Raw genomic sequence first — 15,731 nt, forward strand, 5'->3', positions numbered from 1 at the left:
CCCGGCACGGGCCGGGGCTTTGCATCAGCACGGGAGCGCCATGGCGGCGCCGCCCCTTATACCGCTTGCTGCAGGATCACCGCATCGGCCTTCTTGGTGTAGGAGGCGATCTCGTTGAAGTTGAGGTAGCGATAGGTGTCGGCCGCAGTGGCGTCCAGGGTCTTGGCGTACTGCAGGTACTCGGCCACGGTCGGGATCTTGCCGATGATGGCGGCAACCGCAGCCAGCTCGGCAGAGGCCAGATAGACGTTGGCCCCCTTGCCCAGACGGTTCGGGAAGTTGCGGGTGGAGGTGGAGACCACGGAGGCCCCTTCCGCTACCCGTGCCTGGTTGCCCATGCACAGGGAACAGCCGGGGATCTCGATGCGGGCACCAACCCGACCAAAGATGCCGTAGTAGCCCTCTTCGGTCAGCTGATCCTTGTCCATCTTGGTGGGCGGGGCGATCCACATGCGGGTCGGCAGCTCGCCCTGATACTTCTCGAGCAATTTGCCGGCGGCGCGGAAGTGGCCGATGTTGGTCATGCAGGAACCGATGAATACCTCGTCGATCTTGTCACCAGCTACTGTGCTGAGCAGGCGGGCATCGTCCGGATCGTTCGGCGCGCACAGGATGGGCTCCTTGATGGTGGCCAGATCGATCTCGATGATTTCGGCGTACTCGGCATCCTTGTCCGCTTCCATCAGCACCGGGTTGGCCAGCCACTCTTCCATCCCCTTGATGCGGCGAGTGATGGTGCGTACGTCGCCGTAGCCTTCGGACAGCATCCATTTCAGCATCACGATGTTGGACTTCAGATACTCGATGATCGGCTCTTTATCCAGCTTGATGGTACAACCGGCGGCGGAACGCTCGGCGCTGGCATCCGCCAGCTCGAACGCCTGCTCCACCTTCAGGGTCGGCAGACCTTCGATCTCGAGGATGCGGCCGGAGAAGATGTTCTTCTTGCCCGCTTTCTCGACGGTCAGCAGCCCTTTCTGGATGGCGGCGTAGGGGATGGCATGGACCAGGTCACGCAGGGTGATGCCCGGCTGCAGCTCGCCCTTGAAGCGCACCAGCACGGATTCCGGCATGTCCAGCGGCATCACGCCGGTGGCGGCGGCGAAGGCCACCAGACCGGAGCCTGCCGGGAAGGAGATACCGATGGGGAAACGGGTGTGGGAGTCACCGCCGGTACCCACGGTATCCGGCAGCAGCATGCGGTTCAGCCAGGAGTGAATGACGCCGTCGCCCGGACGCAGGGAGACACCGCCGCGGTTCATGATGAAGTCCGGCAGGGTGTGGTGGGTCTGCACGTCGATGGGCTTGGGATAGGCCGCGGTGTGGCAGAAGGACTGCATGGTCAGATCGGCGGAGAAGCCGAGGCAGGCCAGGTCTTTGAGCTCGTCGCGGGTCATCGGGCCCGTGGTGTCCTGGGAGCCGACCGTGGTCATCTTGGGCTCGCAGTAGGTGCCCGGGCGAATGCCCTGCACGCCGCACGCCTTGCCCACCATCTTCTGGGCCAGGGTGAAGCCTTTGCCGGTATCGGCCACCGGCTGCGGACGGCGGAACACGGTGGAGAACGGCAGACCCAGCGCTTCGCGGGCCTTGTCGGTCAGACCACGGCCGATGATCAGCGGGATGCGGCCACCGGCGCGCACTTCGTCGATCAGCACATCGGTTTTCAGTTCAAACTGCGCCAGCACCTGGTCGGTGCCGTGCTTGCAGATCTTGCCGGCAAACGGGTAGATGTCGATCACATCGCCCATCTCCAGCTTGGAGACGTCCACTTCGATGGGCAGAGCGCCGGCATCTTCCATGGTGTTGAAGAAGATTGGGGCAATCTTGCCGCCGAGACAGACACCACCGGCGCGCTTGTTCGGCACGTGCGGAATGTCGTCGCCCATGAACCAGAGCACCGAGTTGGTGGCGGATTTGCGGGAAGAGCCGGTACCGACCACGTCACCCACGTAAGCCAGCGGGAAACCTTTCTCTTTCAGCGCATCGATGGTCTTGATGGGGCCGATGACGCCATCCTTGTCCGGGGTGATGCCGGGACGGGCGTTCTTCAGCATGGCCAGCGCGTGCAGCGGAATATCCGGGCGGGACCAGGCGTCCGGCGCCGGCGACAGGTCGTCGGTGTTGGTTTCGCCGGTCACCTTGAACACGGTGACGGTGATCTTCTCGGCCAGTTCAGGGCGGGAGAGGAACCACTCGGCGTCGGCCCAGGATTGCATCACCTGCTTGGCGTGGGCATTGCCCGCCTTGGCCTTCTCTTCCACGTCGTGGAAGGAGTCGAACATCAGCAGGGTGTGGGAGAGGCCCTTGGCGGCAAGAGGAGCCAGGGTCCCATGGTCCAGCAGGTCGATCAGCGGCTGAATGTTGTAACCACCCTGCATGGTGCCCAGCAGCTCGACGGCTTCGGCAGCGCTCAGGATGGGAGAGTGGGCTTCGCCCTTGGCGACGGCGGTGAGGAAGCCGGCTTTGACATAGGCCGCTTCATCAACACCAGGAGGAATGCGGGAGGACAACAGCTCTTTCAGAAAGTCTTGTTCGCCAGCGGGCGGGTTTTTCAGCAGCTCAACCAGGGCGGCGACCTGCTCTGCGTCCAGAGGTTTGGCAACCACGCCTTCGGCGGCACGTTCTGCGACGTGTTTACGGTATGTTTCAAGCACGACTAATTCCTCTTTGGTCTTTTTTTGGGGTTCGCCCACGCTCGCGGCGATCGTCCTTGCGGGACACCCGTAGGGTGCCCCCCACTATATAAGTTTTAACGACTAATTAAAATCCAAAGCCTGTACAGATATTCATCAAAACAACATAACCATATAAAGTTGCTGGTGTTTTACAAACAGATAAATGGCACACCAGAAATAAATTAACAAAAAGGCATCATTTGGCCGTTATTCGAATGTGCTGCCCAATTGCAGATAGAACATGTCGTTGCCCCCCTCCGCCATGCCGTAACCGAGGAAGATGGGGCCGAGGAAGCTCTCCACCCCCACGTAGACGGAGCCGGCGGTGAAGGAGCTCTCCATGCTGATGTCTTCGCCCTTGTCCCACACCCCGCCCTGCTCGAGGGAGCCGCCCAGATAGAGCGGCGCCCGCAGTGCGCCGAAGTCGTTGTCCGCCACCCGGTAGATGTAGCGCAGCCCGCCAAACAGGCTGTAGCGGCCGCTCAGCTGATAGCGCTGGAAGCCCGACATGCGGAACAATCCGCCCAGATCCTGCACGAACAGCGGCAGCTCTTCCTGGGAGGTGGAGCCCCCGCCCTCCAGCAACAGGTTCAGGCTGTGTCTGTCCCAGGACCAGGGCTTGACCATCGCCAGGTGGTAGTTGACCCCCTCATAGCGCTCGTTGAGGGTGTCATTGTCATCCAATCGAACGGAGGAGTACCCCCCTTGATGTCCCAATAGGCGCCCTGATAGGGGAAGTAGCGGCTGTCGAGGGTGTCGTGCTCGAAGCGAACATAGGGGCCCCAGGAGGAGGCATCCACCTTGGCATCCGCCACGTTGCGCACGTCGATGTCGCCTACCTTCCCCTCCAACCCGAGCGAGAGGCGGCTCCAGGGCTGGCGATTCCAGCCCACCGCCAGATCGACGTTGGTGAAGTTGTACTCGGAGTCGACATAGCTCACCCCGTCCGCCGCCCGCGTCTCCTCGGGAATGAAGATGCGACGCTGGGTCTTGTCGTAGGCCAGGCTCGCCTCGCCGAAAAAGGTCTGGGAGGGCTCCAGCGGGGTGTAGAAGTCGGTCTTGAAGTGCTTGGCGGTGCCGAGCGATGCCTCGGTCAGCCACTCGGCGCCCCAGTCGTTGACGTTGGTGAGGGTGTAGGACATGCCCACGTTGTAGTTGGAGCTGCTCTCGAAGTCATCGGAGAAGCCGAACTGGAAGTTGAGGTAGCCCGGTCCCCAGTTCTTCTCGCTGGCGTTGACCACCAGCACGTTCTCGCCGCCCCGCTCCTCCACCTCGTAGGTGATGCGATCGAACGACTCCAGCGCATAGAGCCGGCGAATGCCCGCCTCCAGGCTCTCGTTGGTCTGAATCTTGTCGGGCCGCACCTTCAGCATGGCGTGCACCGTCTCGTCGGAGAGACGGGACTTGTTGATGATCTCCACCTTGTCGATGTAGTAGGCGGGCTGGCCGCTGCGCTCGGCACGCCGGCTCAGCTTCTGGTTGCGATAGGCGGTATAAGCGGCGGGCGAGAGAGAGAGCGCATCGAGCTGGGCCGAGGCGCGGTTGGCCACCTGCTCCCCGAGCTTGATCCCCTCCGGCATCAGGGCGAAGTCGGCGATGCCCATGTTGCCGAACTCAGGCGTCAGCAATACGTCCCTGGGCCCCATCAGCGCCTTCTGTTTCTCGGTGCCGACCTGGGTCATGTAGGTGGTGAGCTGATCGATCATGGCCAGCCCCGACTTCAAGGACTCGCGAGTGCGCAGCTTGGCGCTGATGTCCACCGCGATCACCACGTCGGCCCCCATCGCCTTGGCCACGTCCACCGGCATGTTGTTGACGGTGCCGCCATCGGCCAGGATGTGCCCCTCCCACTCCACCGGCTTGAGGGCGCCGGGAATGGACATGGACGCCTGCATCGCCTTGGCGAGGCTGCCGTGGTCCAGCACGAAGGGGGTCACAGTCTCCATGTCGGTGGCCATGGCGCGGTAAGGAATGGGCAGATCGTCGAAGCTCTTCTGTACCGGCAGGTTGGAGGTGGCGTGGCGCAGCAGGCTGGCCATGGACTGGCCCTGGAAGAAGCCGTCGGGGAACTGGACCGAGTCGCCATTGACGCCGATGTCGGTGCGCAGCTGATACTGCTCGCTCTGCTGCTTCTTGCGCAGGGAGAGCTCGTCGCGTCCCACCTTGTCCTGATAGCCCTTGTTCCAGTCGATGGCCAGGGTGGTGCGCTCCACCTCTTCGGCGCTGAGCCCCATGGCGTACATGCCCGCCACGTAGGAACCCATGCTGGTGCCCACTATGATGTCGACCGGAATGCGCTTCTCTTCCAGCACCTTGAGGATGCCGATGTGGGCCGCCCCCTTGGCGCCGCCGCCGCTGAGCACCAGGGCAATTTTGGACCGCTCGGACTGGGCCGCTGCCATCAGCGGCAGACAGGCCAGCAATATCAGGAACAGGGGGTTCCATCCTCGACGAAAGATGCGCATATGATTTTCCATTGAATCCAGGGCGAGCCAGCTAGGCAGTGAAGCCTACTATAAGGGGCGGCCGGCGAACCGCAACAGTTGGCAGGGGATATCGGCACGCATTGCGACGCTGGCCGCCCATGCGGCGATGTGAGCGCAAACGTAATCCGTCAATAAAGTGGGTCGGCCTATCAAGGGTGACGCCGGGCTGCCGCTAATATGTCCTCAATCCCGTGTTCACACACCCGAGTCACTCCTATGCTTGCAAGCCTGACACTCAAACAGAAAATCCTGGCTACGGTCACCCTGGCCGTGGTGCTCTCCTGCCTGCTGGTAGGCTACTTCAGCCAGCGCTCGGCGCAGCAGCTGATCGAAAGCCGCATGTTCGAGCAGGAGCTACCCAACCTGACCCAGCGCATCGGCAAGGAGATCGAGAAGGATCTCACCTCGGTCGCCGGCGCCGCCAGACAGCTGGCCAACGATCGCTTCGTGCTGGACTGGGTGGCCCGCGGCATGCCCAAGGAGCAGGAGTCGATCCTGATCGACCAGCTCAAAGACATGGCAGCCCAGTACGGGCTGGTCACCGCCTCTTTTGCCGATCGCCAGAGCGCCGCCTACTACAACCAGGATGGCTTCCTGCGCAACCTCACCCCGGAGCAGGATGCCTGGTTCTACGGCTACACCAAGAGCCAGCAAGACCTGATGCTCAGCATCTTTCGCGAGAGCAACGGCGAGGTGAAGCTGTTCGTCAACTTCCAGCAGCTCAATGGCCGCGGCCTCGCCGGCCTCGCCAAGTCCCTCGACAGCATGGTCAGCATGCTCGCCAACTTCCGCATCGGCGACAGCGGCTTCGTGTTCATGACCGACGGCAGCGGCAAGGTGAAGCTGCACCCCGACGCCAGCCGCATCGACCGTGACAGCTTGGCCCAGCTGGCAAGCGGCAGCGGCAACCTGCTGAACAAGCAGCCCTTTGCTGCCACCCACGCCGAGATCGACGGCCAGCCGGTGGTGCTGGCCAGCAGCTACATTCCGCTGCTCGACTGGTATCTGGTGGCCCAGGTGCCGGAAGCGGAGATCTATGCCGAGCTGGACCGAGCCCGCCTGCACATCCTGCTGGTGAGCCTGGCCATCGCCGCCGGCATGGGGCTGCTCGGCATGCTGCTGGCAGGCTCGGTCAGCCGCCCGCTCAACCAGCTGGCCCGCCTGTTCCGCGAACTCGGCAGCGGTGACGGCGATCTGACCCAGCGCCTCAAGGTGGAGGGGCGAGATGAACTGGCCCAGGTGGCCACGGGCTTCAACAACTTCGTCGCCAAGATCCACGGCTCCATCGAGCAGGTGGCGAGCAACTCCCGCCAGCTCGCCGCCACCGCCAACGAGGTGGCCGCCAAGGCCCAGCTGACCCAGCACAACTGCACCGCCCAGCGGGATCGCACCGTGCAGGTGGCCACCGCCATCCACGAGATGGGCGCCACCGTGAGCGAAATCGCCGGCAATGCCTCGCTGGCGGCCGATGTGGCCAAGCAGGCCAACGAACAGGCCGACGCCGGCGCCCTGGTGGTCGCCCAGGCCCGTCACGGCATCGTCGGCCTCTCCGGCGAGATTGAACAGGTGGCCGGGGTGATCGAGTCGCTGGCCAGCCAGACCGACTCCATCGGCAGCATCCTCGACACCATCCGCAGCATCTCGGAGCAGACCAACCTGCTGGCGCTCAACGCCGCCATCGAGGCTGCCCGCGCCGGGGAGCAGGGACGTGGCTTCGCGGTGGTGGCCGACGAGGTACGCAACCTCGCCAGCCGCTCCGCCGCCTCCACCGCCGAGATCCAGGGCATGATCAACCGGCTGCAGGAGCAGAGCGCCCGCGCCGTCAGCGCCATGGCCCAGGGCCGCAACCAGAGTCTGGAAGTGGTGACCCAGGCTGATGAGGCCAACGGCGCCCTCGGCCAGATCACCGCCCACATCACCCAGATCAGCGACATGAACATCCAGGTCGCCACCGCCACCGAAGAGCAGTCGAGCGTGGTGGGTGAGATCAACCGCAACGTGGAAGACATCAACCAGCTCACCATGGAGACCGCCGACATCGCCCACCAGCTGACCGAGTCGAGCCGCAGCCTGCAGCACCTCTCCGGCGAACTGGACAAGCTGGTCGGCAACTTCCGGCTCTAAGACTTCTGACATCATAAGGGGCGCTATGGCGCCCCTTTTTGTTGGTCGTTTGTTAACAAAAACTCAAGTTGGCGCCAAATCCGTCGATTTATACTCTGATAATTCACATCGTCATGATCAGCGAGGAAACCCCATGCTAGAAGGTAAACTGACGCTCAAATTGCAGCTGATCCTGGCTGTCACCGTGCCCTGTCTCGCCCTGCTGCTGGTGGGCGGTGCCAGCCTCAAGAGCATGGGCACCATCCAGCAACAATCCACCGAGCTTTACCAGAACACCGCCACCCCCATGCGCGCCATGGCGGAGGTGGTCTCGCGCATTCCCCGCATGCGGGTCGGCATCGACATGATGCTGCTGCAGGATACCTCCCTCAAGGATGCGAAGGGGGTGATCACCCGGGTCAAGGAGAGCCGGGAGGAGGATATTCCCGAGATGCGTCAGGCCATGCAACAGGCCGTCACCGCCCAGACCGACCCCGCCGCCAAAGCCAATGCCCAGCAGCTGCTCAGCCAGTTCGAGGGAATGGCGAGCAACGAGCTGGCTCCCATGCTGCAGGCGCTGGAACAGGGCGACATGGAAGCGGCAAGGGGCATCTATCGGGATCGCTATACCGTCACCTACGGCACCATGCGCAAGGATGCCAACGCCCTGCTCGATGGCCTGATCCAGCAGGCCCAGCAGCGCCATCAGCTCGGTGAACAGAGCTATGCCAGCGGGCGGCTGCAGATGATCAGCATCATCACCGGCGCCATCCTCATCTCGCTGCTGGTCTCGGTACTCATCCTGATGAACCTCAAGCGCCGGGTCGGCTTCCTGCAGCAGTACATCGGCTATGCCGCCGAACACCTGGCGCTGGATTCCCGTGCCCAGCTGAACGGCCATGACGAGCTGGCGGAGATCACGGTGAGCTTCAATCACTTCGTCAGCAAGATCCACAGCGCCATCGAGCAGGTGGCCCGCAACTCCCACCAGCTGGCCGCCACGGCCGACGAGGTGGCCGCCAAGGCCCAGCTGACACAGCAGAACTGTACCGCCCAGCGCGACCGCACCGTGCAGGTGGCCACCGCCATCCACCAGATGGGTGCCACCGTCACCGAGATCGCCGGCAACGCCTCCCTCGCCGCAGAAGTGGCGAGACAGGCCAACGAGCAGGCGGATGCGGGTGCCGGCGTGGTCGCCCAGGCGCGCCACGGCATCGTCGGTCTCTCCGACGAGATTGCACAGGTCGCCGGGGTGATCGAGTCGCTGGCGACCCAGACCGACTCCATCGGCAGCATTCTGGAGACCATCCGCAGCATCTCGGAGCAGACCAACCTGCTGGCACTCAACGCCGCCATCGAGGCGGCCCGCGCCGGGGAGCAGGGTCGCGGCTTCGCGGTGGTGGCCGACGAGGTGCGCAACCTCGCCAACCGCTCCGCCGCCTCCACCGCCGAGATCCAGGGCATGATCAACCGGTTGCAGGAACAGAGTGCCCGCGCCGTCAGTGCCATGACCCAGGGCCGCAGCCAGAGTCTCGCCGTCGTGACCCAGGCTGACGAGGCCAACGGCGCGCTCGGCCAGATCACCGCCCATATCACCCAGATCAACGACATGAACATCCAGGTCGCCACCGCCACCGAAGAGCAGTCGAGTGTGGTGGGCGAACTCAACCGCAACGTGGAGGACATCAACCAGCTCACCATGGAGACCGCCGACATTGCCCACCAGCTGACCGATGCCAGTCGTGGCCTGCAGCAGCTCTCCGGCGAGCTGGACAAGCTGGTCGGCCACTTCCGTCTGTAGCCTCTGGCTGCCTTGGCACCACTTGCCAGAGGGCGCTGCGGCGCCCTCTGTCGCCACCACGGCAGGCCGTGACGCAGGGGCTTTGCGCCGCCGCCACCCGCCCCTGAAAATGCCCCATAATCAGGAAAATGAGAGGAGGAGTTATGGGCAAGCTGGTAGTGATGATCTTGCTGAGCGGTCTGCTCAGCGCCTGCAGCAGCGGGCCGGTGCGGGTACACGGCGCCGACGTGAGCGTGGACGATACCCGGATCCGGGTCAGCGATGGGGATCGAGGGGGCTACGGCACCTTCTGTCCGCCTGGGCAGGCCAAGAAAGGGCGCTGCTAAACCGCCAGCAGACGCTGAAAAACAAAAAGCCGCTCGATTGAGCGGCTTTTTTACAGGCAGAAGCGAATTACTTCTTCTTCTTGGCCTTGGCGTTCGGCAGGTCGGTGATGGAGCCTTCGAACACTTCGGCAGCCAGACCCACGGACTCGTGCAGAGTCGGGTGAGCGTGGATGGTCAGCGCGATGTCTTCGGCGTCGGCACCCATCTCGATGGCCAGACCGATTTCACCCAGCAGTTCACCACCGTTGGTACCCACGATGGCACCACCGATGACGCGGCCGCTCTCCTTGTCGAAGATCAGCTTGGTCATGCCGTCGGAGCAGTCGGACGCGATGGCGCGACCGGAAGCCGCCCACGGGAAGGTGGCGACTTCGAAGTTCAGCCCTTGTTGCTTGGCTTCCTTCTCGGTCAGACCAACCCAGGCCATCTCTGGCTCGGTGTAGGCGATGGACGGGATCACTTTCGGGTCGAAGTAGTGCTTCTTGCCGGCGATGACTTCGGCAGCCACGTGGCCTTCGTGCACACCTTTGTGAGCCAGCATCGGCTGACCAACGATGTCACCGATGGCGTGGATGTGCGCCACGTTGGTACGCAGCTGCTTGTCCACTTCGATGAAACCGCGCTCGGTCACGGCAACGCCGGCCTTCTCGGCATCCAGCATCTTGCCGTTCGGCACACGACCTACGGCAACCAGCACGTTGTCGTAACGAACCGGCTCGGCCGGGGCGTGCTTGCCTTCGTAGGAGACGTACAGGCCGTCTTCACGGGCTTCAACTGCGGTGACCTTGGTCTCCAGCATGATGTTGAACTTCTTGGCCACGCGCTTGGTGTAGATCTTGACGATGTCTTTGTCGGCAGCCGGTACCAGCTGGTCGGCAAATTCCACCACGTCGATCTCGGAACCCAGGGAGGAGTACACGGTACCCATCTCCAGGCCGATGATGCCACCACCGATAACCAGCAGCTTGCCAGGAACGGTAGTCAGCTCCAGCGCATCGGTAGAGTCCCATACGCGCGGATCATCATGCGGGATGAACGGCAGCTTCACCGGACGGGAACCGGCAGCGATGATGGCGTTGTCGAAGGTCACGGTGGTCTTGCCGTCTTCCCCGGTCACTTCGAGCGTGTTCGGGCCAGTAAACTTACCGAAGCCGTTAACAACCTGTACTTTACGCATCTTGGCCATGCCAGCCAGACCGCCGGTCAGCTGGTTGATGACTTTCTCTTTCCACAGACGGATCTTGTCGATGTCGGTCTGCGGGGCACCGAAGACGATGCCGTGCTCGGCCAGCGCCTTGGCTTCTTCAATGACTTTGGCGACGTGCAGCAGCGCCTTGGACGGGATGCAACCCACGTTCAGGCAGACGCCACCCAGGGTGGAGTAACGCTCGACGATAATGGTATCCAGACCCAAGTCAGCCGCACGGAAGGCAGCGGAATAACCGGCAGGGCCAGCACCCAGTACTACGACCTGGGTTTTGATTTCTTTACTCATCATGACCTCTTTGTCGTTCTTATATCCCCGGACAGCGCAGTCTTAAACCAGAACGAGGCGGCTGCAGCCGTGAAAAAAACGGGGCAAGTTTACAATCCTGTTAACGAAATGAGAAGTAAAAAGGGCAGGCTCTGGGCCCGCCCTCTCACTTACAGGACCAGTCGACGGATGTCGGACAGTACGCCGTTCATGGTGGTGATGAAGCGAGCTCCATCGGCACCATCGATGACGCGGTGGTCGTAGCTCAGGGCCAGCGGCAGCATCAGGCGCGGCGCGAACTCTTTGCCGTTCCACTTCGGCTTCATCTCGGACTTGGAGACACCGAGGATGGCCACTTCCGGCGCGTTGACGATCGGGGTAAAGCTGGTACCGCCGATGCCACCCAGGCTGGAGATGGTGAAACAACCGCCCTGCATGTCGGCAGCGGTCAGCTTGCCGGCACGGGCCTTCTTGGAGATCTCGGCCAGATCGCGAGACAGCTCCATGATGCCCTTCTTGTTGACGTCACGCACCACGGGCACAACCAGACCGTTGGGGGTATCCACCGCCACACCGATATGGATGTACTTCTTCATGATCAGCTTGCTGCCATCTTCGGACAGGGAGCTGCAGAAGCGCGGATGGGCTTCCAGTGCCTTGGCGGCGGCTTTCAGGATGAACACCAGCGGGGTGATCTTCACGTCAGCCTTCTGCTTCTCGAGCATCGCGTTCTGCTCTTTGCGGAACGCTTCCAGCTCGGTGGTATCGGCTTCGTCGAACTGGGTGACATGAGGGATCATGACCCAGTTGCGGTGCAGGTTCGGACCGGAGATCTTCTGGATGCGGGTCAGATCGACCTCTTCCACATCACCGAACTTGCTGAAATCGACCTTCGGCCACGCCAGCACACTCATGCCGTTACCGTTGCCAGTACCGGTACCTGCAGCTGGAGCGGACTCGGCGCGCTTGACCGCATCCTTCACGTAGGCTTGCACGTCTTCTTTGACGATGCGGCCCTTGCGACCGGAGGCTTTCACCTTGGCCAGGTTGACACCGAACTCACGAGCCAGACGGCGCACGGCCGGAGAGGCGTGTACGTAGGCATCGTTGGCAACGAAGTCGGAGGCGGCAGCAGCCTGGGCAACCGGAGCCGGAGCAGCGGCAACAGGGGCAGCGGCGACCGGGGCGGCAACCTGAGCAACCGGGGCAGTTGCGGCGGCCGGAGCAGCACCAGCCACTTCGAATACCATGATCAGGGAACCGGTGGAGACCTTGTCACCCGCCTTCACCTTGATCTCTTTAACCACACCGGCGAACGGCGCAGGCACTTCCATGGAGGCCTTGTCACCTTCCACGGCGATCAGGGACTGGTCGGCTTCAACCTTGTCACCCACGGCGACCATGATCTCGGTGACTTCGACTTCGTCGCCACCGATATCCGGTACGTTGACCTCTTTGGCAGCGGCGGCAACCGGGGCAGCAGCCACGGGAGCGGCAGCCTGGGTCGGTGCAGCAGCAACGGCAGGAGCGGCGCCAGCCACTTCAAAGACCATCACCAGAGAACCGGTAGAGACCTTGGCGCCAGCAGCAACCTTGATCTCGACCACGCGGCCCGCGAACGGTGCCGGCACTTCCATGGAGGCCTTGTCACCTTCCACGGCGATGATGGACTGGTCGGCTTCAACCATGTCGCCCACGGCAACCATGATCTCGGTCACGTCCACTTCGTCGTCACCGATGTCCGGCACGTGCACGTCTTTGCGAGCGGCAGCAGCAGGAGCAGCGGCCGGTGCGGCTGCAACCGGTGCAGCGGCCTGAACTGGCGCAGGTGCGGCAGCACCTTCGGCTTCGAAGATCATGATCTGGGAACCGGTGGCAACCTTGTCACCCACCTTGATCAGGATCTCTTTGACGATACCGGCGGACGGGGCCGGTACTTCCATGGAGGCCTTGTCGCCTTCTACCGCGATGATGGACTGATCGAGTTCGACCTTGTCACCCACGGCCACCATGATCTCGGTGACTTCAACTTCATCGGCGCCGATATCCGGCACCATAATCTGTTTGGACATTGTGCTTTATCCTCTTGCGTGCATCCGCGTGACCGACTGCTGTCACGCGTCTCTCGCGTTAACCTTTGCAAGGTCGTGCCGGGCAGCGAGTCCCGGCACGACACTTGATCCTCTTACGCGTACAGCGGGTTGACCTTGTCGGCATCGATGCCGTACTTGGCGATGGCGTCAGCCACAACCTGCTTGTCTACCTCGCCGCGCTTGGCCAGTTCGGTCAGGGCAGCAACCACCACGTAGAATTCGTTCACTTCGAAGTGACGACGCAGGTTGGCACGACTGTCGGAACGGCCGTAACCGTCGGTACCCAGCACGCGGTAGTTCTCGGTCGGTACAAAAGCACGCACCTGATCGGCGAAGGACTTCATGTAGTCGGTCGCGGCGATGGTGGCTTCGCTGCCCAGTACCTGAGCGATGTACGGTACGCGAGCATCGGCGTTCGGGTGCAGCATGTTCCAGCGATCCGCGTCCTGACCGTCACGAGCCAGCTCGTTGAAGGAGGTGACGCTGAACACGTCGGAACCGATGCCGTACTCGCTGGCCAGGATCTGGGCGGCGGTGCGCACGTGACCCAGGATGGAACCACAACCCAGCAGCTGTACCTTGGCCTTGGTGCCGGCCACGGTTTCCAGCTTGTAGATACCCTTGCGGATACCTTCCTCGGCACCTTCCGGCATGGCCGGCATGGCGTAGTTCTCGTTCAGGGTGGTGATGTAGTAGAAGACGTTCTCCGGCTTCTCACCGTACATGCGACGCAGACCATCCTGTACGATCACCGCCACTTCATAGGCGTAGGACGGGTCGTAGGAGACGCAGTTCGGGATGGTGTTGGCCAGAATGTGGCTGTGACCATCTTCGTGCTGCAGACCTTCGCCGTTCAGGGTAGTACGACCGGAGGTCGCACCCAGCAGGAAGCCACGGGCTTGCTGGTCACCGGCTGCCCACGCCATGTCGCCGATCCGCTGGAAGCCGAACATGGAGTAGTAGATGTAGAACGGGATCATCGGGCAATCGTTGGTGCTGTAAGAGGTCGCAGCAGCCAGCCAGGAGGACATGGCGCCCAGCTCGTTGATGCCGTCTTGCAGAACCTGACCCTGCTTGTCTTCCTTGTAGTAGGAGACGATGTCGCGGTCTTGCGGGGTGTACTGCTGACCGTGCGGGCTGTAGATACCGATCTGGCGGAACAGACCTTCCATCCCGAAGGTACGGGCTTCGTCAGCCAGGATCGGGACGATGCGCTTGCCGATGGACTTGTCTTTCAGCATCACGTTCAGGGAACGCACGAACGCCATGGTGGTGGAGATTTCGCGCGCCTGTTCACCCAGCAGCGGACCGAAAGCATCCAGCGCCGGGATTTCCAGCTTGGTGGTGCTCTCGCGCAGACGGGTCGGTACATAGCCCTTCAGCGCGGCACGGCGGGCGTGCAGGTACTTGTGCTCTTCGGTACCCTCTTCGATCTTCAGGTACGGCAGGGTTTCCAGCTGCTCGTCGGTGACCGGCAGGTTGAAACGATCGCGCAGGTGACGCACGGAGCCCAGATCCATCTTCTTGACCTGGTGAGCGATGTTCTTGCCTTCGGCCGCTTCACCCATGCCGTAACCCTTGATGGTCTTGGCCAGGATCACGGTCGGCTTGCCCTTGGTCGCCGCAGCCTTGGAGAAGGCGGCGAACAGTTTGCGAGGATCGTGACCACCGCGGTTCAGGGCGAAGATCTCCTCGTCGGTCATGTCTTTGACCAGCGCGGCGGTTTCCGGGTAACGGTTGAAGAAGTGCTCGCGCACGTAGCCGCCATCGCGGGACTTCATGGTCTGGTAGTCACCGTCCACGGTCTCGTTCATCAGCTGGATCAGCTTGCCGGAAGTGTCTTTCTTCAGCAGCTCATCCCACTTGCGACCCCAGATCACCTTGGTGACATCCCAGCCGGCGCCGGAGAATAGGCCTTCCAGCTCGTTGATGACCTTGCCGTTGCCGACAACCGGACCATCCAGACGCTGCAGGTTGCAGTTGACCACGAACACCAGGTTGTCGAGCTTTTCACGCACGGCAACGGTCAGGGCGCCCTTGGCTTCCGGCTCGTCCATCTCGCCGTCACCCAGGAAGGCGTAAACGGTCTGCTCGGAGCAATCCTTGATGCCACGGTCGGTCAGGTACTTCAGGAAGCGAGCCTGATAGATGGCGGCGATGGGGCCCAGACCCATGGAAACGGTCGGGAACTGCCAGAAGTCCGGCATCAGTTTCGGGTGCGGGTAGGAAGGGATACCCTTGCCATCCACTTCCTGGCGGAAGTTGTCCAGCTGCTCTTCGGTCAGACGACCTTCGGCGAAGGCACGAGCATAGATACCCGGGGAGATGTGACCCTGGAAGTAGACCAGGTCGCCACCGTCCTTCTCGCTGCGAGCGCGGAAGAAGTGGTTGTAGCAGACTTCGTAGATGGTCGCGGAAGAAGCGAAGGAAGACATGTGACCACCCAGGTCCAGGTCTTTCTTGGAAGCGCGCAACACGATCATCATGGCGTTCCAGCGGATGATAGCGCGAATGCGGCGCTCCATCTCCAGGTCGCCCGGGTAGTCCGGCTCTTCGCTGGACGGGATGGTGTTGATGTAATCGCGGTTTGCCTTGGCAGCCACGTCCACACCGCTTGCGCGGGCTTTCTCGGCCAACTGTTCAAGGATGAACTGAGCGCGTTGGGGACCCTCTTCACGCAGCAGGGATTCCAGAGAGGCAAGCCACTCCAGCGTTTCTATCGGGTCCACATCGTTCTTCAGGATATCAGACATGGCTGGTTCCTATTTTGTTG

General features: G+C 62.3%; 7 protein-coding genes and 1 pseudogene. 3 read left to right on the plus strand and 5 right to left on the minus strand.

Annotated features, from left to right (window positions below; genetic code table 11):
• Window positions 1–56: 56 nt before the first annotated feature.
• Window positions 57–2,654, minus strand: a complete 2,598-nt coding sequence (gene acnB / locus E5E97_RS02020; RefSeq protein ID WP_171279814.1) for a bifunctional aconitate hydratase 2/2-methylisocitrate dehydratase — start codon at window positions 2,652–2,654, stop codon at window positions 57–59.
• Window positions 2,655–2,882: 228 nt separating this feature from the next.
• Window positions 2,883–5,140, minus strand: a pseudogene (locus E5E97_RS02025) (patatin-like phospholipase family protein).
• Between the two features lie 237 nt (window positions 5,141–5,377).
• Between E5E97_RS02025 and E5E97_RS02030 the strand changes: the two are divergent.
• The 3 genes from E5E97_RS02030 to E5E97_RS02040 all read left to right on the plus strand — a co-directional run bounded on the left by E5E97_RS02030 (window position 5,378) and on the right by E5E97_RS02040 (window position 9,391).
• On the plus strand, window positions 5,378–7,285 hold the full coding sequence (locus E5E97_RS02030; RefSeq protein WP_041216960.1) for a methyl-accepting chemotaxis protein: 1,908 nt from the start codon (window positions 5,378–5,380) through the stop codon (window positions 7,283–7,285).
• Window positions 7,286–7,418: 133 nt separating this feature from the next.
• Entirely contained in the window at window positions 7,419–9,065 is a 1,647-nt protein-coding gene (locus E5E97_RS02035; protein WP_162901784.1) for a methyl-accepting chemotaxis protein, read from the plus strand.
• A gap of 143 nt (window positions 9,066–9,208) precedes the next feature.
• Window positions 9,209–9,391, plus strand: a complete 183-nt coding sequence (locus tag E5E97_RS02040) for a hypothetical protein (protein ID WP_011707560.1) — start codon at window positions 9,209–9,211, stop codon at window positions 9,389–9,391.
• A gap of 67 nt (window positions 9,392–9,458) precedes the next feature.
• Here E5E97_RS02040 and lpdA read toward each other — a convergent pair whose 3' ends face one another.
• The 3 genes from lpdA to aceE all read right to left on the minus strand — a co-directional run bounded on the left by lpdA (window position 9,459) and on the right by aceE (window position 15,711).
• Window positions 9,459–10,886 carry a dihydrolipoyl dehydrogenase gene (gene lpdA / locus E5E97_RS02045; protein WP_011707561.1) on the minus strand — a complete coding sequence of 476 codons (1,428 nt, stop codon included), beginning with the start codon at window positions 10,884–10,886 and terminating at the stop codon, window positions 9,459–9,461.
• A gap of 149 nt (window positions 10,887–11,035) precedes the next feature.
• The gene (gene aceF, locus E5E97_RS02050; RefSeq protein ID WP_171279816.1) at window positions 11,036–12,937 is read right to left on the minus strand and encodes a pyruvate dehydrogenase complex dihydrolipoyllysine-residue acetyltransferase; all 1,902 of its coding nucleotides are present in this window, start codon (window positions 12,935–12,937) and stop codon (window positions 11,036–11,038) included.
• Between the two features lie 113 nt (window positions 12,938–13,050).
• Complete coding sequence (gene aceE, locus E5E97_RS02055) at window positions 13,051–15,711, minus strand: pyruvate dehydrogenase (acetyl-transferring), homodimeric type (RefSeq protein WP_011707563.1); 2,661 nt, start codon at window positions 15,709–15,711, stop codon at window positions 13,051–13,053.
• Window positions 15,712–15,731 lie beyond the last annotated feature (20 nt).

The organism is Aeromonas sp. 2692-1, assembly GCF_013085505.1.
GTDB classification, from domain to species: Bacteria; Pseudomonadota; Gammaproteobacteria; order Enterobacterales; family Aeromonadaceae; genus Aeromonas; species Aeromonas hydrophila.

What these genes read in the sequence shown, in the direction of transcription:
- E5E97_RS02030 (WP_041216960.1), top strand. Translation starts at nt 5,378, where the DNA reads ATGCTTGCAAGCCTGACACTCAAACAGAAAATCCTGGCTACGGTCACC.
- E5E97_RS02035 (WP_162901784.1), top strand. Translation starts at nt 7,419, where the DNA reads ATGCTAGAAGGTAAACTGACGCTCAAATTGCAGCTGATCCTGGCTGTC.
- E5E97_RS02040 (WP_011707560.1), top strand. Translation starts at nt 9,209, where the DNA reads ATGGGCAAGCTGGTAGTGATGATCTTGCTGAGCGGTCTGCTCAGCGCC.
- lpdA (WP_011707561.1), bottom strand. Translation starts at nt 10,886, where the DNA reads ATGAGTAAAGAAATCAAAACCCAGGTCGTAGTACTGGGTGCTGGCCCT.
- aceF (WP_171279816.1), bottom strand. Translation starts at nt 12,937, where the DNA reads ATGTCCAAACAGATTATGGTGCCGGATATCGGCGCCGATGAAGTTGAA.
- aceE (WP_011707563.1), bottom strand. Translation starts at nt 15,711, where the DNA reads ATGTCTGATATCCTGAAGAACGATGTGGACCCGATAGAAACGCTGGAG.